This window comes from Luteimonas sp. A537 (assembly GCF_054052065.1).
In genome coordinates this window covers 392,096-408,806 of the sequence record NZ_JBSVRH010000003.1, presented here as the reverse complement: position 1 = coordinate 408,806, position 16,711 = coordinate 392,096, and the positions used below count along the sequence as shown (strand labels likewise).

Below are 16,711 nucleotides of genomic sequence, written 5' to 3'. Positions count from 1 at the left end.
GGGCTCAGCCTTCGTTGCTGCGCGGGATCGCGAAGCGGTAGCCGCGGCCGCGCACGGTCTCGATCGGCTTCAGCGTGCCGTCCGGGTCCAGCTTCTTGCGCAGGCGGCCGATGAAGACCTCAAGCACGTTGGAGTCGCGGTCGAAGTCCTGCTGGTAGATGTGCTCGGTCAGGTCGGCCTTCGAGACCAGCTCACCGGCGTGCATCATCAGGTATTCCAGCACCTTGTACTCGTAGCTGGTGAGGTCGACGTTGGCGCCGTCGACGCTGACCGTCTGCGCGGCCAGGTCCAGCACCACCGCGCCGCATTCCAGCGTCGGCTTGCTCCAGCCCGCGGCGCGGCGCACCAGTGCGTTGATGCGCGCCAGCAGCTCCTCGACGTGGAAGGGCTTGACCAGGTAGTCGTCGGCGCCCTGCTTCAGGCCGTCGACCTTGTCCTGCCAGCTAGAGCGCGCGGTCAGGATCAGCACCGGGAACTGCTTGCCCTCGTCGCGCAGGGCCTTGATCAGCTCCATGCCCGACATCTTCGGCAGGCCGAGGTCGATGATGCCGACGTCGAACGGGACTTCGCGTCCCATGTACAGGCCCTCTTCGCCGTCCTGCGCGGCATCCACGGCATAGCCCTCGCGTTTCAGGCGCGCGGCCAGGGTCTCCCGCAGGGGAGCTTCGTCTTCGACCAGAAGGATGCGCATCGGTTTCTCCGGTATGTCCCGGCGCCGGGTTGTCGTCGCGGGGAGAGTTGCAGGCTAGGGTGCGAATTCAGTCGTCGTCGCCACGTGTAGGCGCGGGCCGCGGCAGGCGGCGTGGGCGGGCGGATGGATCGTCCATGTAGACCCGGACCCGTCCGCCCTCATCCACCACCTTCACCCGGTTCAGGCTGCGGCCGTCGAACGAAATCGGCTCGGCGCTCAGCACCTGGCCACCGGTCCGCGCGCGCACGCGGCGAACCGAGTCGGCCAGCGCGTCCGGGCGGCCTCGCGACGATCGCGCAGACGGCGCCGGCCGGGCGGGCTGTTCAACGGCGCGCGGTGGCGCAGCGCGAGAGCCGCGCGCCTGTCGACGGCCGTCATCGGCATGCACCGCGCCGGCCAGCATGAATGCGGCGGCAAGGCACAGCGTCGGCGACAGATAACGAGCGGTCATGGAAACCATTTTCCAGAGAATACAGAAAGTTACGCACGCACACAGCGAGCCACGGCAGGAGCGTTCAGATGATTCTCGGAGTCGGGCGGTGAATTGCCACTTAACTTTTCCCATGGCCCGCAGGCCCCGTTCATATCGGGCCTGTTCCTGCCCCCGCGCCTCAGTAGATCTCCGCCACGCAGCAGCGCAGCGAGCCGCCGGCGGCCTCGATCGCATCAAGTGGAACCGCGCGGACCTCGAAGCCGGCGTCCGCGAGCGCGCGGCGGCTGGCCGGGTCCAGGGCATCGCAGGCCCGCCGGCTCATCCACACGACGTCATCGGTCAGGCTGATGGCATTGCCGGCGAACGCCGCCTGCGCGGCTGGTGGAAGCAGGATGGCGTGCGGTGCATACAGCGTGGCGATGGCGTCGACCACGCCCGGGTCGGCGAATCCGGCAGGGCAGATGATCGCCGCGCGCCCGGCCAGCACCGCGAGCACGACGTTGGTGTGGTATTCGCCGGGCGCGAGGTCGAACAGCAGCGTGGCGCGCAGCCCCAGGGCCTCGTGCATCAGGCGCGCGCCCTCTTCGTCGCAGCGCTCGGAGAGGCCGCACAGGCCGATTCCGCGGGCGCGGTCGATGACCATCGCGCCGGTCAGTTCGCCGGGATGCGGCTGCGTGGACAGGTCCCGCACCGCGTAGCCGAGGACATCGCGGAAGAAGCCGCGGATGTCGGCGCGACCCGCCTCGCGCCGTCGCACCGCGTGGCGCATGCGGCCAACCACCAGCGCACCGGGCACGGTGGCGAAGACATTGTTGGGGAACAGCGCATCCGGAGCCCCTGGGTCGCCCGGGAAGCACAGCGTCGGCAGCACCGACGACAGCGCGCGCTGCAGGTCGCGGTGCTGCGCCGAGGCACGCACCGCGTCGAAGCCTTCGGCCGTGGCCATGTAGCGATTGTCGGTGGCGGACTCGGCGGCATGGCCGAAGCCGTCGGGTGCGACCAGGAAGGCAGCGCGCGCGGTGGCCGGGCCGAAGTCCGGGGCGCAGTCGCGGGCGAAGGCGAGGAAGCGGGCGATGTCGCGGGTCGGCATGGACGTGCTCTCGGGAATCGGGGAGGGGACGCGGAGCCGAGTTTCAAGCCCCGGACCGGCCATCGTCGACGGTGACCGCGATCGCCTCCTCCACCAGCGACCAGTCGGCGCCGGGGCGGTGCGCCCCTTCGCTCAGCACCTGGCGGAACGCACGCCCGCCGCGCTGGCCGTGGAACAGGCCGAGCACGTGGCGGGTGATGTGCTTGAGCTGCGCGCCACGCGCGAGCTGCGCTTCGACGTAGGGCCGCATCGAGCGCAGCACGTCGGCGCGCGTCGACAGCGTACCGCCGTACCAGGCGACGTCCAGCCGGTGCAGCAGCCACGGATCGTGGTAGGCGGCGCGGCCGAGCATGGCGCCGTCCGCGTGCTCGAGGTGGGAGGTCGCCTCGCCTTCGTCGGCAATGCCGCCATTGACGATGACGGACAGCGCCGGCCGCTCGCGCTTGAGCGCATACGCCCAGTCATAGCGCAGCGGCGGCACTTCGCGGTTCTCCTTCGGCGACAGCCCCTTGAGCCACGCGTTGCGCGCGTGGACCACGAAGGTGTTGCAGCCGGCGGCCGCCACGCTATCGATGAAGGCAAGGAAGCGCGCGTAGTCGTGGTCGTCATCCACGCCCAGCCGGCACTTCACGGTCACCGGCACGTCGCAGGCGGCGATCATCGCGGCGACGCCGTCGGCAACCAGCGCCGGCTCGCGCATCAGGCAGGCGCCGAAGCGCCCGGCCTGAACCCGGTCCGACGGACAGCCGCAGTTGAGGTTGACCTCGTCGAAGCCGTGCTCGGCGCCGATGCGCGCGGCCTGCGCCAGCAGCGCCGGCTCGCTGCCGCCGAGCTGTAGCGCGACGGGATGTTCGGCCGGGTCCTTGGCCAGGAGTTTGGCCCGGTCGCCGTGGATCACGGCGTTGGCGTGCACCATCTCGGAGTACAGCCGCGCATGCGGCGCCAGCAGGCGATGGAAGACGCGGCAATGGCTGTCGGTCCAGTCCATCATCGGCGCGACGGACAGGCGGATGGAGGCGTCGTAGCGCGGATTTCCGCGCGATTCCGCGGCTGGATCCTGGGTTCCGGCGTGCCCGGTTGCGGTCATGGTCGTGGTCGGGCCAGGCGGTTTTCGCCGCGGCAGCGGTGGAGAAGCAGTACAGGTTACAGGGCCATGGGCGATACAGGCCCGCGCGGCGCCGGCATCAATCGCCGCCTGGCAGTGGCCGGCCCCAATGCGCGTAGCTTTGTTCGATGCCCTGGCGCAGGCGCTTCGCGCGCTCGTCGCTGGGCTCGACCCCGAACCCGCGCGCGATCGCTTCCCAGCCGCCATCGCCACGGCCCTGCCAGGCTTCGATCACGCCGCGGCACGGACGCCCCGACACGCGGGCCAGGGCGCAGGCGTAATAGAGGTCGCCGGGCGCGCGCCCCTCGCCGAGAAGCTTTTCCAGCAGCGGCCGCGGCGCGTCGAAATAACGCTCCAGCTCGTCGACGAAAGCCCCGGGGTAGCGCGCTGCATAGACGTTGATGTCCGCAAGGCGCGCGTCGACCACGGCATCGCCGGTACGCGGCGCCCAAGCGGCATCGGTATCGGCATCGGCATCGGCTGCCAGGTCGGCGGCATCGGCCGCAGCAGCGTCCTGCGCCTGGGCCGCACCCGCCAGCAGCAGGCAAAGGAGGCAGGAAAACAATAACGGCAGTCGATTGTTCACGATGTGGTCCTCTGTCAGGGATCGCGGCGGGCGGGCAACAGGATGTCGTGTTCGCGCCCCGGGAACACGCGGCCGCGGAGGTCGCGCACCTGCAGAACGCCGCCGTGCACCAGCGCATAGCGACGCAGGCCGCCTGTGCCCGGCTCGAGACTGAGCATCGATCGCTCAAGTTGCCATTCGCCGGTTTCCTCGAAGCTGACGCTGCCATCCAGGGCCACGTACACCTCGACCAGTTCGTACAGCTGCTGGCCGCCGCGGCGCTCCAGCACCAGCCGGGTATCGATGGCTTCGCAGTCCGCGCAGGGCAGGCTGCCGCGCCACTCGACCGCGTCCTGTCCCGCACCCAGGCCGGGCAGGCTGGCGTGGCTGGCGGCATCATCCTCGCGCATGCAGGCGGACAGCAGGCCGGCAAGCAGTAGCGCGAGAGCGGAAGCGTGGGCGCGTGGCATGCGCTGATTGTGCAGCAGCCCGGCTGCGCACGCTGCGGCGCGCGGCCCAGGCGGCAGCGTCAGGCGGCCACGATCAGGCGCAGGGCGGCCGGCAGTGCGGCGGCGGATCCAAGCGTTCGCAGGCGTGCCGCGTGGGCCGTCGACACCTCGGCCTCGCGCTCGTGGACCCAGGTCAGGTGATAGGGCACATGCACGCCCCAGCCGCCGAGTTCGAGCACCGGTGCGATGTCGGAGCGCAGCGAATTGCCCACCATCACGAACTCCTCCGGCGCAATCGCGAATTCTTCAAGCAGCCGGCGATAGGTCGACACGTCCTTCTCGCTGACGATCTCGATGCGCCGGAACAGGCTCGACATCCCCGAATCGCGCACCTTGGCCTCCTGGTGGAACAGGTCGCCCTTGGTGATCAGTACGACCGGGAGGTCGGATGCCACCGCTTCGACCGCGTCGCGCACGCCGGGCAGCAGCTCCACCGGGTGGCGCAGCAGCGCCTTGGCCAGCGCGACGATGCGGTGCAGGTCGGCAGCGCTGATACGGCCTTCGGTAATGTCGATCGCGGCCTCGATCATGGACAGGGCCATGCCCTTCACGCCGTAGCCGAACACCGCGAGATTGGCCTTCTCGACCGCGTACAGGCGCTCGCTGGTGCGCGCGTCGCCGTTGACGTAGCCGGCGATGATGGTTTCGAAGTCGTCCTGCGCGCGGTCGAAATAGTCCTGGCTGCGCCAGAGGGTGTCGTCGGCGTCGAAGCCGACCATCTTGATGTTGGCCATGGGCCGATTATCCGGGAAAGGCGTGGCGGCGGGCATCTCCGCCGCCACGCACCGGCTACGGCACGCCCCGGCAGGACGTGCCGCGCCGCACGCCGCTTACTCGCCGCCAGCCTTGGCGGCATGTTCGCGGTATTCGTCGGCGGTCAGCTCGCCGTCGGCGTCGGCATCGGCTTCGGCAAACACCGCGGCCAGTGCCGGCAACGCAGCGGATTCCTCGCGCGAGATCGTGCCGTTGCCATCCGCGTCGACGTCGGCCCAGCCAAGCTGGCGAGCCGCCGGCTGCGCGTCCTGCGCGCCGGTGGCCTGTGCATCCTGGGCAACGGCTGCTTCCTGGGCAACGGCCGCCTGCTCGGCATCCGCCGCTTCAGTGGCAGCCTTCTGGGCATCGCGGACCTCGGGGGTCACTGCGCTCTGGGCAAGGGCCATCGGCATGGCCAGCGCGGCGCCCAGGGCGAGGATGGCGGTGAGCTGCGTGCGTGCATTGTTCATCAGGGGGACTCTCCTTGCGGATGCGGGGGCATCCATATGTCTGTTGGGTACGTGGCGACCGGATACCCGGGACCACGGCGACATCCTGGCGCGGCCACCATTAACCCCGCGCCCCCCGCGATTCCCGCGTGGACACGTTCTTAACCACTTCGGGCGCGGCAGCGGCTATTGCGCGGCGTGCACGCGGACATCGCCTGTCCGATACTGGCAATCCGCCCCGACCGGAGATCAATGCGATGAAACTGCACCCCCTTGCCGGCGCCGCCGTGCTTGCCCTGGCCGTCACTGCCTGCAACGGCGAGGCACGGCAGGCCGCCGGTCCCGCGGACCTGGCTGCACGCGTCGCGGACTCCGCTGCCGCCACCGCCGAGCGCCCTTTCGAAGTCGACGTCATCGCCGTGTTCGACGAGCCCTGGGCAATGTCGTTCCTGCCCGACGGGCGCCTGCTGGTCACCGAGAAGCAGGGGCGCCTGCAGCTGGTCGATGTCGAGAGCGGTGCCACGCACGAGGTCACGGGCGTACCCGAGGTCGCCTATGGCGGCCAGGGCGGCTTCGGCGACGTGCTGCCGCATCCCGACTTCGCAGACAACGGCATCGTCTATCTCAGCTATGCCGAGGCCGGCCGCGGCGACACGCGCGGCGCGGCGCTGGCGCGAGCGAAGCTCATCCCCGACGACGCCGGTGGCGGGCGGCTTGAAGGCCTTGAAGTGATCTGGCGCCAGGTCCCCAAGGTGTCCGGCGAGGGCCACTACGGCCATCGCATCGCGATCGACGGCGAGGGCACGCTGTGGCTGAGTTCGAGCGAGCGGCAGAAGTTCGATCCCGCCCAGGACATGGCTTCCAACATGGGCAAGATCCTGCGCCTCGGGGAAGACGGCAAGCCGGCCGCCGGCAATCCATTCGCCGATGCCGGCGGCGTGGCCGCGGAGGTATGGTCGCTGGGCCATCGCAACGTGCTTGGAATCGCATTCGACGCTGGCGGCCAACTGTGGGACGTGGAGATGGGTCCCGCCGGCGGCGATGAGCTCAACCTCGTCGAACGCGGCGGCAACTATGGTTACCCGACTGTCTCCGACGGCGACCACTACGACGGCAGGCCGATTCCCGACCACGCCACCCGGCCCGACTTCAATGCGCCTGCGATCAGCTGGACGCCGGTGATCTCGCCATCGAGCCTGGTGTTCTACAGCGGAGAGGTATTCCCGGACTGGCAGGGCAGCGCCTTCATCGGCGGCCTGTCGTCGCAGTCACTGGTGCGGGTAGAGGTCGAAGGCACCCGGGCACGCGAGGCCGAGCGCTTCGACATGGGGCAGCGCATCCGCGAGGTCGAACAGGGCCCGGAAGGCGGCCTGTGGCTGCTTGAAGACGGCGCACAGGGTCGCCTGCTGAAGCTGCTCCCCGCCGCCGGCGGCTGATCAGGGAAGGACGACGCCGGAGGCGATTTCGCGGCCGTCTTCCAGCACGCGGAAACCGCGGCTGCCATCGTCCGGCAGCCGCACGGTCCGTGCACACAGCATGTGCACTTCGTTGCTGCTGCCCGGCTCGATGGCGGCGATGCCATCGCGTTTGATGCCGCAATGCGCGGCCGGGTCGCCGCCATCGAAATCCACTTCGCCGCGCCACGCTCCCGAGATCGCGACGGCACGGCCGCCGTCGGCGGTGGCGCGCATGTCCAGCCGGACCGGGATCGGGCGCTTGGCCTGGTAGTCGAGGGGCGGCGGCGCCGGAGTGGCGACGGCAGGCACCTGCGTCGCGTCACCGCAGGCGGCGAGTGCAAGCGGCAACAGCAGCATCGGGACAAGACGCAAGAACGCCCCCGGCCGTGCCGCATCGACAGTCCCGCAGCCACCCGCCATGTTCATTGCACCTGCACGCATAGCTGCCATAGTACGGTGCCCCCGCTTGATCCGATACCGAATGACTGTCACTCCGTCCGCCGACCGTACCGATATCGATACCGACCTCGAGCAGGCGATCGTCGGGCTCGAGGACGAAATGGCCGATCTCCAGCTCCGCCACCGCGATCTGTTCGCCTACGCCAACGCCTGGGCGGAGCGCCACGATGCGGTCATGCAGCTGGCACCGCCGCACCTGCATGACCAAACCAGTGCGCGCCTGCGTCGCATCGCCATCCGCTGGGGACTGGCCGACGGCGTGCGCATGACCGCGCAGTTCCCGGCACTGCGCGAGGCCTGATCCGGACGGCCCGCGCGGCGCCGGGCGCAACGCTCAGAAATCGACCGCCTGCACGAAGTCGACCAGCAGCTGGCCGAAGATCTCGACCTGGCTCTGGATCTGCGCGGCGTGCTTGCCGTGCAACACCTCGAAGTCGTAACGCAGGAACGGATCCATCTCGTCATCCAGCGACATCCGCCCATAGCGGTAGCGGTTGTTGTAGACGTTGGCGACCTGCAGCGTGGTGCCGTTCTCCAGATCAAGGCCGACCTGGAGCTGCAGCGAACCGCAACGCCCGTCGTCGCAGTCGTAGAAATTGAGATAGGCGGTGAGATCGTTGATCTGGAACTTGATCATCGGATCGCCGGCTTCGTCGGTCCGCAGTTCCGGCTCCAGCTCCAGCTCCATGCCCTGCAGCGTCGCCATGGCTTCTTCGCCGGTGATACCGCGACCGGCATCGGCCAGCGCCGGCGCGGCGGCCAGTGCCAGCAGCGGTGCCAGCAGGCCCGCTCCCAATAGTCCCTTCATCGTGCTTCCTCTTGGATGGTGCCGAATCCTAGCCTGAACGGGGCTCGACGCGCGCGTGTCCGGAGCCATCCGGCGCGCGAAGCGCGTCATAGGCCCGGCGCACCGCCACCGCTCCGTGCAGCCGCTCCAGGCGGCGGATGGTGAAGTGGCCGCGCGCCACGGCCTGGAAGTGGCGCATGAACAGCGTGTTGAGCGCGGCACCGCTCGCCGCGCCGACCACGGGCACCGCCTGCAGCGCGATTTTCTGGCTGAGGTTGACCGAGAACCGCGAGGCGATGGCCGACAGCAGCTGCACGATCAGCGGCCCGCCCTTGCCGACCAGGCCGTGCACCGCCACGTACTCGGCCGCCGCCGCCACCTGCTGCGCCAGCACCGCGCGCGCGGCGAAGTAGCCCGACTCCGCGCCGTCGTCGGCGCTGGCACGACCACCCATGGTCAGCACTTCGAAACAGGCAAGCATGGTGGCCGGATCATCCAGCGGCTCGCCCTCGGCACGCGCGATCCCGGCGATCGAACGCAGGATCAGGGTGGTGGTCAGCGGCAGTTCGACCGCGAGCCCGGCGAAGCCGAAGGCACCGCCAACTGCGCCGCTGGTTGCCGCCGCAATGGTGTGACTGCGTGCGGACGACGTCGCGTCCTTGCCCAGTGTCGCCACCGCCATGCGCAGGGATTGCCGCAACGCCGTGCGCACCAGCGCGTTCACCAGCCGCGTCACCGACGCCGGCAGGCGCTTTTCCATCACGTACTCGAGTGGAGCGCCGACCAGGTTGGCGAGCTGTGCCGCCAGCCCCGGGTTTTCAAGCAGCACCCGGGCCTGCCGCAGTTCGGACAGGGCTGCGGCATCGAGCGCGGCGGGCCCCGCGGGCCCCGCGGGCGACGGGGCTGGGGTCGGCAGCGGCATGGTCATCGGCTCACGTTGCGGTACTCGGCCACCACGTCCTGCGCCGACGGGTTCGCGCGCGCGCGGCCATTGACGTAGACCACCGGAATCGGTCCGTTCATCACCGCCGTCACCCGTCGCGCCTCGTCGGCGCTGGCCAGGCTGCTGTAGTTGGCACTGCTGGAGCGGCGGTGCGGGATGCCCTGCGCCTGCAGGTGGCTGACGATGGCATCGGCCCGTTGGCCGGCATCCTGAGGGCAGTTGGCCGGCGCGAAGACCACCACGCCGCGCGCCGGCAGGCCATCGGGCATCGGGATCTCGACGAAGCCCCGCGCGCTGGCGGTCCCGTCGGAGGCACCTCGCGACGCCACCTGGTCGACCACCGAGCCCAGGCCGCCCTCCGGCTTGAACGCATCCCAGAGCACGAAGGCGCCGGCGGCGGCGACCACCACCGCCAGCGTCCGGACCGCGTTCAAGCGGCCCGCCCCGGCCTCAGCCGCACTTGGAGTAGCCGCAGTTCAGGCAGGTGGCGCAGCCATCCATGACCACCACGGCCTTGGTGCTGCACTTGTGGCACATGGTGGCCGACGGCGGGAAGCTGGTGCCGTCACCGGTGACCGCCACGTCTTCGCCGCTGCGGTCGCGGCCCTGGTCGGCCAGGAGCTCGCCGACCGGGCCGGCCTCGGCGGCGGCTACGTCGGCGTCAGCGTTTTTTTTTGAGCGGGCCTCGTACTGGCGGCGCTTCTCTTCGATCAGCGCGCGCTGCTCCGGGCTCATATCGGGGTCATGGATCATGCCGATCGACTTCAGGTGGTCCTCGACGATCGCGCCGAGCTCGGCCACCAGCGAAGGCATGTACACGCCGCCGGCCTTGAAGTAGCCGCCGCGCGGATCGAACACGGCCTTCATCTCCTCCACCAGGAAGGTCACGTCGCCGCCCTTGCGGAACACCGCCGACATGATGCGGGTGAGCGCGACGATCCACTGGAAGTGCTCCATCGACTTCGAGTTCACGAAGATCTCGAACGGACGGCGCTGCTCGTGCTCGCTGCCGGCGTTGAGCACGATGTCGTTGATGGTCACGTACATGGCGTGCTCGACCAGCGGCGACTTGATCTTGTAGGTGCTGCCGATCAGCACTTCCGGGCGCTCGATGCGCTCGTGCATCTGGATGACTTCCGCCGACGGGCGCGCCGCGGCGGCCTCCGGCCCGGCTGCGGCGGGCAGCGCGGCTGCGGCCTTGCGCCCGTCATCGGCGGTGGCGACGGAGTATCCGGTGATTTTCTTCTCGATCCTGACTGCCATGACGCTGTTCCCTGGTATTCGTTGGTGCCCGCCTCCCTGCTGCTGCGGGGAGGCCCGGCGGGTTACTTGCTGGTGGCCTTCCGCGGCGCCGCCTTGCGGGCAGCGGCCTTCCTCACGGCGACCTTCTTGACAGCGACCTTCTTGACGGCGGCCTTCTTCGTGGCCGCCTTGCTGACGACGGCCTTCTTCGAAACCGTCTTCTTGGCCACCGAGGTCCTGGTCCCGGCCTTCTTCGCCACCGCCTTCTTCGCGGCGGCCTTCTTCACCGCCTTCTTCGCCGCCTTCTTGACCGAGCGCTTGCGCTTGAGGGCGGCGGCTTCGGCCTTTGCACCGGCACTGGTGGCGGCCAGCGACTGCTTGGCCCCCGCGACGCGCCTGGCCACGGCCTTTTTCGCCGTGCCCGCCGTCTTCGCCACCGCGGTCCTGGCCTTGCCGGCAGTCCTTGCCACGGCCTTCTCGGCCTTGCCCGCGGCCTGCTTCGCCTTCGTCACCGCCGTCGATGCGCGCTTGGAGACCGCACTGCGCACCGTCTTCGCCTTGTCGGCGACGACCTCGGCGGCCGTACCGATCGTCGTCGCGACCCCATTGCCGTTGCTCATCGTTGCTCCCTCGTCGTCATGGTCGCGGGCGGGCGCCCGCAGGACGGAATGTAGCGCGCCCGGAACCTGCCGTGAGCCTTCATCAGAATTTGCCGTAGTAGCCCTCTTTCAGGGCGTCGAACAGGTTGGCCGCGGTGTGGGTCTCGCCGTCGTACTCGATCTCCTCGTTGCCCTTCACCTCCACCGTGCTGCCGTCCTCGAGCTCGAAGCGGTAGGTGGTGCCGGCAAGATCGGACTCCTTGACCAGCACGCCCTGGAAGGCGGCCGGGTTGAAGCGGAAGGTCGTGCAGCCCTTCAGGCCCTGCGCGTGGGCGTACAGGTAGATGTCCTTGAAGTCCTCGTAGGGGAAGTCGGTCGGGACGTTGGCGGTCTTGGAGATCGACGAGTCGACCCACTTCTGCGCCGCGGCCTGGACGTCGACGTGCGCCTTCGGGCTGATGTCGTCGGCGGAGATGAAGTAGTCCGGCAGCTGCGTGGCGGGATCCTCGCTGAAAGGCATCGCGTCGGCGTTGACCAGGTGGCGATAGGCCAGCAGCTCGAAAGAGAACACGTCCACCTTCTCCTTCGACTTCTTGCCTTCGCGGATCACGTTGCGGCTGTAGTGGTGCGCGAACGAGGGCTCGATGCCGTTGGAGGCGTTGTTGGCCAGCGACAGGCTGATGGTGCCGGTGGGCGCGATCGAGCTGTGGTGGGTGAAGCGCGCGCCGCTCTCGGCCAGTTGCTCGACAAGCTCCGGCGCCACTTCCGCGACCCGCTGCATGTAGCGCGAGTAGCGCGCGTGCAGCACCTTGCCGGGAACCTGCTGGCCGGGCTTCCAGCCGTCGGCGACCATCTCCGGGCGCTTGCGCAGCATTTCCGCGGTGACCTCGAAGCGCTCCTCCATGATCGGCGCCGGGCCCTTTTCCTGCGCCAGCGCCAGGCCGGTTTCCCAGCCGGCCACGGCCATGTCGCGGGCAATGCGCTCGGTGAACTCGCAGCTCTCCTTCGAGCCGTACTTCATCTGCAACATGGTCACGGTCGAACCCAGGCCGAGGAAGCCCATGCCGTGGCGGCGCTTGCGCATGATCTCGTCGCGCTGCTGCTTCAGCGGCAGGCCGTTGACCTCGACCACGTTGTCGAGCATGCGGGTGAACACGCGCACGACCTCCTTGTATTCCTCCCAGTCGAACTCGGCCTGGTCGGTGAAGGGCTTGCGCACGAACCGGGTCAGGTTGACCGAGCCCAGCAGACAGGCGCCATACGGCGGCAGCGGCTGCTCGCCGCAGGGATTGGTCGCGCGGATGGTCTCGCACCACCAGTTGTTGTTCATTTCGTTGACGCGGTCGATCAGGATGAACCCCGGCTCGGCGTAGTCATACGTCGAGACCATGATCATGTCCCACAGGTGGCGGGCACGCACCTTGCCGTAGATCTTGCAGGCGACCAGGCCATCGTCACGGGTGATGTAGCCGTCGTGCTGCGGCCAGTCGCGCCAGACCACCTGGCCGGCGTCATCGACGTCGATGTCCCCGGCCTCCTTGGCGTTGATCGGGAACACCAGCGGCCAGTCGGCATCGGACTTCACCGCTTCGATGAAATCGTCCGTGACCAGCAGCGACAGGTTGAACTGGCGCAGGCGGCCGTCCTCGCGCTTGGCGCGGATGAAGTCGCGCACGTCGGGATGCGACACGTCGAAGGTGCCCATCTGCGCGCCGCGACGGCCACCGGCCGACGACACCGTGAAACACATCTTGTCGTAGATATCCATGAAGGACATCGGGCCCGAGGTATAGGCGCCGGCGCCGGCGACGAACGCACCGCGCGGGCGCAGGGTCGAGAACTCGTAGCCGATGCCACAGCCGGCCTTGAGCGTCAGCCCGGCCTCGTGGACCTTCTCCAGGATGCCGTCCATCGAATCGACGATGGTGCCGGACACCGTGCAGTTGATGGTGCTGGTGGCGGGCTTGTGCTCGAGTGCCCCGGCATTCGAGGTGATGCGGCCGGCGGGGATCGCCCCGCGGCGCAGCGCCCACAGGAAGCGCTCGTTCCAGTGCTTGCGCTTCTCCGCGGTCGTCTCGGCCTCGGCCAGGGCGCGGGCGACGCGCTGGCAGGTGCCGTCGATATCGGCGTCCAGGGCATCGCCCTGCTTGGTCTTCAGCCGGTACTTCTTGTCCCAGATATCGACCGACGCCGGCTGCATCGGGATGTCCTGGTCGGTGCCAGCCATCGTGTTCCTCACAGCCTCCAGGCGAACCGTACTCATGCTGCTTCTGTCTCCTTCATCCTGCCCGGCCGCGCGCGAACCGGGTGTAGTCGTTCCATGGCGTCAATCGCGGGCCCGGTGTGCGGGACGCGCCGACGGCGAATCCGCAGGCGCGCACTGCGCGCCTTGCGTCGTCATTGTTTTCGTTGGCTGGTCTCGAGTCCGCGCATGCAAACCACCCCCTGGTTCCTGCGACCGCCTTGATCGCAAACAACTAGAACTGGGCCAAACCTGCCTGCCTGACCCCAACATGTTGTGGCGGCAGGGCATTGACCGTAAGGGCTGCCGGGGGGCGAAGTCAATCGCTCTTTGACGCTTGCGGCGGCAGCCCAGCAGTGTCGCGGTTCGCAGTCCAAGCTGAGACGCACCGCACATCCGTTCAGCCTCGACCCACGCGGTCCGCCGCGCCACACTTCACGGTCCAAAGACCCCCGAACCCGCATAACGACAGACCGATGCAAGCATCCACCCGCACCACGCTCCTCGCCCTCGCCGCCGCCGCCGCCTTCGGTGGCGCCGCCGCGACCCTGATCCTCGATGACCTTCAGGCGCCGGCTCGCGCAGAGTCCCTGTCGCCGGTGTCGCCGGTGTCCCCGGCCGCCGCCGTGCCGATGGCCATGGGCCTGCCGGCCACCGTTGAGGGCCAGGCCCTGCCGTCGCTGGCGCCGATGCTGCGCCGGGTCACCCCGGCCGTGGTCAGCGTGCACACCAAGCAGCGCGTGCGCATCAACAACCCGTTTGCCAACGACCCCTTCTTCCGGCGGATGTTCCCGGGCATCCCCGAGGAGCGGATCAACGAATCGCTGGGCTCGGGCGTGATCGTGGACGCCACCCACGGCTATGTGCTCACGAACCACCACGTGATCGAAGGCGCAGACGAAGTCTCGGTGACCCTTGCCGATGGCCGCACCCTGGCCGCCGAGTTCATCGGCTCCGATGTCGACACCGACGTGGCGCTGATGAAAATCCCCGTGTCCGGGAACGAAGGCGCGCTGCAGGCGATCGCCCTCGCCGACAGCAGCGCGCTGCAGGTGGGGGACTTCGTGGTCGCGGTCGGCAATCCTTTCGGCGTCGGCCAGACGGTGACCTCGGGCATCGTGTCCGCGGTCGGCCGCAGCAACGTGCCCGGCGTGGGCTACCAGAACTTCATCCAGACCGACGCCAGCATCAACCCGGGCAACTCCGGCGGCGCGCTGGTCAACCTGCGCGGGGAGCTGGTCGGCATCAACACCGCCAGCTTCAACCCGCGCGGCAGCATGGCCGGCAACATCGGGCTGGGCTTCGCCATCCCCGCCAACCTGGCGCGGGGCGTGATGCAGCAGCTCGCCGCCACCGGCGAGGTCCGCCGCGGCACGCTCGGCATCGACACCCAGGACCTCGACGACCGCCTGGCGGCAAGCCTCGGGCTGCCCGCCGGCAGCCGCGGCGCGGTGGTGACCCGCGTCCACGCCGACTCCGCCGGCGCGGCCGCGGGACTGCGTGCGGGCGACGTGATCGTGGCCGCCAATGGCGAGCGCATCGGCGATGGCGAGACCTTGCGCAACTTCCAGGGCCTGCAGGCTGCCGATGCCCGCGTCACCCTGGAGCTGCGCCGCGATGGCAAGGCCATGCAGCTGCAGGCCACACTGCGCGAGCAGCCGCGCGCGCTGTCCGGGCAGCAGCTCGACCCGCGCCTCTCCGGCGCCAGCTTCACCGAGCTGCCCGAGGCCCTGCGCCGCGGCGGCGTGTCCGGCGTGCTGGTCGAGGAGGTCGAACGCGGCAGCCGCGCTGCACGCAGCGGGCTGCGCACCGGCGACGTGGTGGTTGCCGCCGCCGGCGCCGAAGCCAGCGACCTGTCCGCGCTGCGCGCGGCGCTGTCGAATGCCCCGGCGCAGCTCGTGCTGGGCATCCAGCGCGGTCGCGCCTTGGGCAGCCTCGCGATGGAGTGACACCCAAAACACCCCCAAAACACCCCCGAAGGAGATCGTGATGAGCCCCACCCACACTGACAACCTGAAAACCAACCTGTCCCAGGCCGGCGGCCACTTGAAGCAGGCCGCCACCGACACCGCCGACGCTGTGCGCGGTGCCGCAGCCGCCGCGGGCGAGGAAGTGCGCCTGGGCAAGGCCAACCTGAAGTCCGACCTCGCCGACGGCGCGCTTGCCGGCCTGTCCGCGCTCGAGGATGTCGCCGGCGCCGGCAGCGAGCAGGTCGACGTGCTGCTCGACAAGGGCCGCGACCTGATCGACAGCGCCGCCGACCTGATCCGCGAGCGCCCGATCGCATCCTTCGGCGCCGCGTTCGCCGCCGGCTGGATCATCGCCAAGCTGGCCCGCGGCAGCGGCAGGTAAGCGTGGAGCAAACGCCGCCACCCGCATCGGACCCCTCGCCCGGCCAGGCCCCGGGCAAGGGTGACGGTGCGCCCGGCATCGCCGAGGCGGTCCGGGAGCTGCGCGACAGCGGCGTGGCCGGCATCGGCGCCGCGCGCGAGGCGGCCGGCGCGCTGCGTACCCTGGTCACCGCCGACGTCTCGCTGGCACGCAGCGCCGCAGGGCGCAGCGCGGTCTTTGCCGGCGTGGCGGTAGTGTTCGCCGTCTCGGCCTGGATGCTGCTGATGACCGCGCTGGTGGTGGCACTGAGCAACCAGGTCGGGCTGCCCTGGTGGCTGTCCCTGGCCTGCTGCGGGACCGCCAGCAGCCTGGCGGCATGGCTGGCGCTGCGCAAGGCCATGGCCTATTTCGAACATACCCGGATGAAGGCCACCCGCCGCCAGCTGGCGCGGCTGGGCATCGGCGAGCTGGCGGAGTTCATGCCAGACCCGGGCTCGGCGGAATGTGCCCACGATGCCGAGGACCGGGCCCGCCCGCGCAGCGGCGGCGTGCCGGGCGATTCCACGGCCGCGGGAGTCACCCCGCCATGAGGAGCCCGGCATGAGCTTCGAAGAACTGCAAGCGAAGGTGGAGCGCGCGGAAGCCGCGCTCGAGGCGCGCGAGCGCCAGACGGCCGCGGATTTTCGCGTGTTCGGCGGGATCTGGCGCTCGGGATGGACGCCGCCGCGCATCATCGTCGCCGGCCTCGCCAGTGGCCTGCTTGCCGGCTGGGTGCGGCCCGGCCAGGCCATCGCCGGGGCGCAGCCGGCGCGCTGGCTGCAGATGCTCGGCAGCGTGGCCGGGCTGATCGGATCGGTCCAGGCGGCCTTCGCCGCCGGCGCGGCGGAAGAGGCTGCCGAGGACGCGGGGGCCGCTGCGCGGGGCGCAGACGCACCGCCGGACGGCGGCGTCACCGTTGCGGAAAATCCCGCAGAGCGTGCAAGAAGGCCCGATCCCGCGTGGGAGACCCCGCCCCGCCCGGCCGAGGCCGCGACCGAACTCTCCGAATCGCGCTGA

At 69.7% G+C, this 16,711-nt stretch carries 21 protein-coding genes; 6 read left to right on the top strand and 15 right to left on the bottom strand.

Annotation, left to right across the window (positions count from 1 at the left end; all coding sequences use genetic code 11):
* Window positions 1-4: 4 nt before the first annotated feature.
* From ACW7GZ_RS09485 to ACW7GZ_RS09450, 8 genes are all read right to left on the bottom strand, one after another.
* Window positions 5-691, bottom strand: a complete 687-nt coding sequence (locus ACW7GZ_RS09485; RefSeq protein ID WP_457004620.1) for a response regulator transcription factor — start codon at window positions 689-691, stop codon at window positions 5-7.
* 67 nt (window positions 692-758) lie between these two features.
* A complete protein-coding gene (locus tag ACW7GZ_RS09480; RefSeq protein ID WP_457008927.1) occupies window positions 759-1,142 on the bottom strand; it encodes a hypothetical protein in 384 nt (127 codons plus the stop codon).
* A 160-nt stretch (window positions 1,143-1,302) separates the two neighbouring features.
* Complete coding sequence (locus ACW7GZ_RS09475; RefSeq protein WP_457004617.1) at window positions 1,303-2,214, bottom strand: arginine deiminase-related protein; 912 nt, start codon at window positions 2,212-2,214, stop codon at window positions 1,303-1,305.
* A gap of 43 nt (window positions 2,215-2,257) precedes the next feature.
* Window positions 2,258-3,301 (bottom strand): tRNA dihydrouridine(20/20a) synthase DusA, encoded by a 1,044-nt coding sequence (gene dusA, locus ACW7GZ_RS09470; protein WP_457008925.1) that lies wholly within the window; start codon window positions 3,299-3,301, stop codon window positions 2,258-2,260.
* A 97-nt stretch (window positions 3,302-3,398) separates the two neighbouring features.
* Complete coding sequence (locus ACW7GZ_RS09465; protein WP_457008923.1) at window positions 3,399-3,905, bottom strand: hypothetical protein; 507 nt, start codon at window positions 3,903-3,905, stop codon at window positions 3,399-3,401.
* A 14-nt stretch (window positions 3,906-3,919) separates the two neighbouring features.
* Window positions 3,920-4,354 carry a copper resistance protein NlpE N-terminal domain-containing protein gene (locus ACW7GZ_RS09460; protein ID WP_457004614.1) on the bottom strand — a complete coding sequence of 145 codons (435 nt, stop codon included), beginning with the start codon at window positions 4,352-4,354 and terminating at the stop codon, window positions 3,920-3,922.
* Window positions 4,355-4,413: 59 nt separating this feature from the next.
* Window positions 4,414-5,127, bottom strand: a complete 714-nt coding sequence (locus ACW7GZ_RS09455; RefSeq protein ID WP_457004612.1) for an HAD family hydrolase — start codon at window positions 5,125-5,127, stop codon at window positions 4,414-4,416.
* A 96-nt stretch (window positions 5,128-5,223) separates the two neighbouring features.
* Window positions 5,224-5,616 (bottom strand): EF-hand domain-containing protein, encoded by a 393-nt coding sequence (locus ACW7GZ_RS09450; RefSeq protein WP_457004610.1) that lies wholly within the window; start codon window positions 5,614-5,616, stop codon window positions 5,224-5,226.
* A 236-nt stretch (window positions 5,617-5,852) separates the two neighbouring features.
* Between ACW7GZ_RS09450 and ACW7GZ_RS09445 the strand changes: the two genes are divergently transcribed.
* Window positions 5,853-7,031 carry a PQQ-dependent sugar dehydrogenase gene (locus tag ACW7GZ_RS09445; RefSeq protein ID WP_457004608.1) on the top strand — a complete coding sequence of 393 codons (1,179 nt, stop codon included), beginning with the start codon at window positions 5,853-5,855 and terminating at the stop codon, window positions 7,029-7,031.
* Here the strand turns inward: ACW7GZ_RS09445 and ACW7GZ_RS09440 are convergent, their stop codons facing one another.
* Window positions 7,032-7,424, bottom strand: a complete 393-nt coding sequence (locus ACW7GZ_RS09440; protein WP_457008921.1) for a hypothetical protein — start codon at window positions 7,422-7,424, stop codon at window positions 7,032-7,034.
* Window positions 7,425-7,533: 109 nt separating this feature from the next.
* Here ACW7GZ_RS09440 and ACW7GZ_RS09435 point away from each other — a divergent pair, with 109 nt between their 5' ends.
* Window positions 7,534-7,812, top strand: coding sequence for a hypothetical protein (locus tag ACW7GZ_RS09435; protein WP_457004604.1), 279 nt, complete (start codon window positions 7,534-7,536; stop codon window positions 7,810-7,812).
* A 33-nt stretch (window positions 7,813-7,845) separates the two neighbouring features.
* On the opposite strand, the gene ACW7GZ_RS09430 is transcribed toward ACW7GZ_RS09435, so the two are convergent.
* From ACW7GZ_RS09430 to ACW7GZ_RS09405, 6 genes are all read right to left on the bottom strand, one after another.
* Entirely contained in the window at window positions 7,846-8,319 is a 474-nt protein-coding gene (locus ACW7GZ_RS09430) for a YbjN domain-containing protein (RefSeq protein ID WP_457004602.1), read from the bottom strand.
* Between the two features lie 28 nt (window positions 8,320-8,347).
* Window positions 8,348-9,226 carry an EcsC family protein gene (locus ACW7GZ_RS09425; RefSeq protein WP_457008920.1) on the bottom strand — a complete coding sequence of 293 codons (879 nt, stop codon included), beginning with the start codon at window positions 9,224-9,226 and terminating at the stop codon, window positions 8,348-8,350.
* On the bottom strand, window positions 9,223-9,675 hold the full coding sequence (locus tag ACW7GZ_RS09420) for a hypothetical protein (protein ID WP_457008918.1): 453 nt from the start codon (window positions 9,673-9,675) through the stop codon (window positions 9,223-9,225). Before ACW7GZ_RS09420 ends, ACW7GZ_RS09425 begins: the two co-directional genes overlap by 4 nt.
* 16 nt (window positions 9,676-9,691) lie before the next feature.
* The gene (locus ACW7GZ_RS09415; RefSeq protein ID WP_457004596.1) at window positions 9,692-10,504 is read right to left on the bottom strand and encodes a TSCPD domain-containing protein; all 813 of its coding nucleotides are present in this window, start codon (window positions 10,502-10,504) and stop codon (window positions 9,692-9,694) included.
* A 62-nt stretch (window positions 10,505-10,566) separates the two neighbouring features.
* The gene (locus tag ACW7GZ_RS09410) at window positions 10,567-11,103 is read right to left on the bottom strand and encodes a hypothetical protein (RefSeq protein ID WP_457004595.1); all 537 of its coding nucleotides are present in this window, start codon (window positions 11,101-11,103) and stop codon (window positions 10,567-10,569) included.
* 82 nt (window positions 11,104-11,185) lie between these two features.
* Complete coding sequence (locus ACW7GZ_RS09405) at window positions 11,186-13,345, bottom strand: adenosylcobalamin-dependent ribonucleoside-diphosphate reductase (protein WP_457008916.1); 2,160 nt, start codon at window positions 13,343-13,345, stop codon at window positions 11,186-11,188.
* Window positions 13,346-13,800: 455 nt separating this feature from the next.
* Between ACW7GZ_RS09405 and ACW7GZ_RS09400 the strand changes: the two genes are divergently transcribed.
* From ACW7GZ_RS09400 to ACW7GZ_RS09385, 4 genes are read left to right on the top strand one after another with little or no spacing between them, the layout of a single operon-like run.
* Window positions 13,801-15,273 carry a Do family serine endopeptidase gene (locus tag ACW7GZ_RS09400; protein WP_457008914.1) on the top strand — a complete coding sequence of 491 codons (1,473 nt, stop codon included), beginning with the start codon at window positions 13,801-13,803 and terminating at the stop codon, window positions 15,271-15,273.
* Between the two features lie 40 nt (window positions 15,274-15,313).
* The gene (locus ACW7GZ_RS09395) at window positions 15,314-15,676 is read left to right on the top strand and encodes a hypothetical protein (RefSeq protein ID WP_457008912.1); all 363 of its coding nucleotides are present in this window, start codon (window positions 15,314-15,316) and stop codon (window positions 15,674-15,676) included.
* A 2-nt stretch (window positions 15,677-15,678) separates the two neighbouring features.
* Window positions 15,679-16,245: a phage holin family protein gene (locus ACW7GZ_RS09390; RefSeq protein WP_457008910.1), complete on the top strand. Its 567-nt coding sequence runs from the start codon at window positions 15,679-15,681 to the stop codon at window positions 16,243-16,245.
* A 10-nt stretch (window positions 16,246-16,255) separates the two neighbouring features.
* Window positions 16,256-16,711, top strand: a complete 456-nt coding sequence (locus tag ACW7GZ_RS09385; protein ID WP_457004587.1) for a protein sip-5 — start codon at window positions 16,256-16,258, stop codon at window positions 16,709-16,711.

Excerpts from the sequence above, each read along its gene's own strand:
- ACW7GZ_RS09485 (WP_457004620.1), bottom strand. The coding sequence starts at position 691 with ATGCGCATCCTTCTGGTCGAAGACGAAGCTCCCCTGCGGGAGACCCTG.
- ACW7GZ_RS09480 (WP_457008927.1), bottom strand. The coding sequence starts at position 1,142 with ATGACCGCTCGTTATCTGTCGCCGACGCTGTGCCTTGCCGCCGCATTC.
- ACW7GZ_RS09475 (WP_457004617.1), bottom strand. The coding sequence starts at position 2,214 with ATGCCGACCCGCGACATCGCCCGCTTCCTCGCCTTCGCCCGCGACTGC.
- dusA (WP_457008925.1), bottom strand. The coding sequence starts at position 3,301 with ATGACCGCAACCGGGCACGCCGGAACCCAGGATCCAGCCGCGGAATCG.
- ACW7GZ_RS09460 (WP_457004614.1), bottom strand. The coding sequence starts at position 4,354 with ATGCCACGCGCCCACGCTTCCGCTCTCGCGCTACTGCTTGCCGGCCTG.
- ACW7GZ_RS09455 (WP_457004612.1), bottom strand. The coding sequence starts at position 5,127 with ATGGCCAACATCAAGATGGTCGGCTTCGACGCCGACGACACCCTCTGG.
- ACW7GZ_RS09450 (WP_457004610.1), bottom strand. The coding sequence starts at position 5,616 with ATGAACAATGCACGCACGCAGCTCACCGCCATCCTCGCCCTGGGCGCC.
- ACW7GZ_RS09445 (WP_457004608.1), top strand. The coding sequence starts at position 5,853 with ATGAAACTGCACCCCCTTGCCGGCGCCGCCGTGCTTGCCCTGGCCGTC.
- ACW7GZ_RS09435 (WP_457004604.1), top strand. The coding sequence starts at position 7,534 with ATGACTGTCACTCCGTCCGCCGACCGTACCGATATCGATACCGACCTC.
- ACW7GZ_RS09430 (WP_457004602.1), bottom strand. The coding sequence starts at position 8,319 with ATGAAGGGACTATTGGGAGCGGGCCTGCTGGCACCGCTGCTGGCACTG.
- ACW7GZ_RS09425 (WP_457008920.1), bottom strand. The coding sequence starts at position 9,226 with ATGACCATGCCGCTGCCGACCCCAGCCCCGTCGCCCGCGGGGCCCGCG.
- ACW7GZ_RS09415 (WP_457004596.1), bottom strand. The coding sequence starts at position 10,504 with ATGGCAGTCAGGATCGAGAAGAAAATCACCGGATACTCCGTCGCCACC.
- ACW7GZ_RS09410 (WP_457004595.1), bottom strand. The coding sequence starts at position 11,103 with ATGAGCAACGGCAATGGGGTCGCGACGACGATCGGTACGGCCGCCGAG.
- ACW7GZ_RS09405 (WP_457008916.1), bottom strand. The coding sequence starts at position 13,345 with ATGAGTACGGTTCGCCTGGAGGCTGTGAGGAACACGATGGCTGGCACC.
- ACW7GZ_RS09400 (WP_457008914.1), top strand. The coding sequence starts at position 13,801 with ATGCAAGCATCCACCCGCACCACGCTCCTCGCCCTCGCCGCCGCCGCC.
- ACW7GZ_RS09395 (WP_457008912.1), top strand. The coding sequence starts at position 15,314 with ATGAGCCCCACCCACACTGACAACCTGAAAACCAACCTGTCCCAGGCC.
- ACW7GZ_RS09385 (WP_457004587.1), top strand. The coding sequence starts at position 16,256 with ATGAGCTTCGAAGAACTGCAAGCGAAGGTGGAGCGCGCGGAAGCCGCG.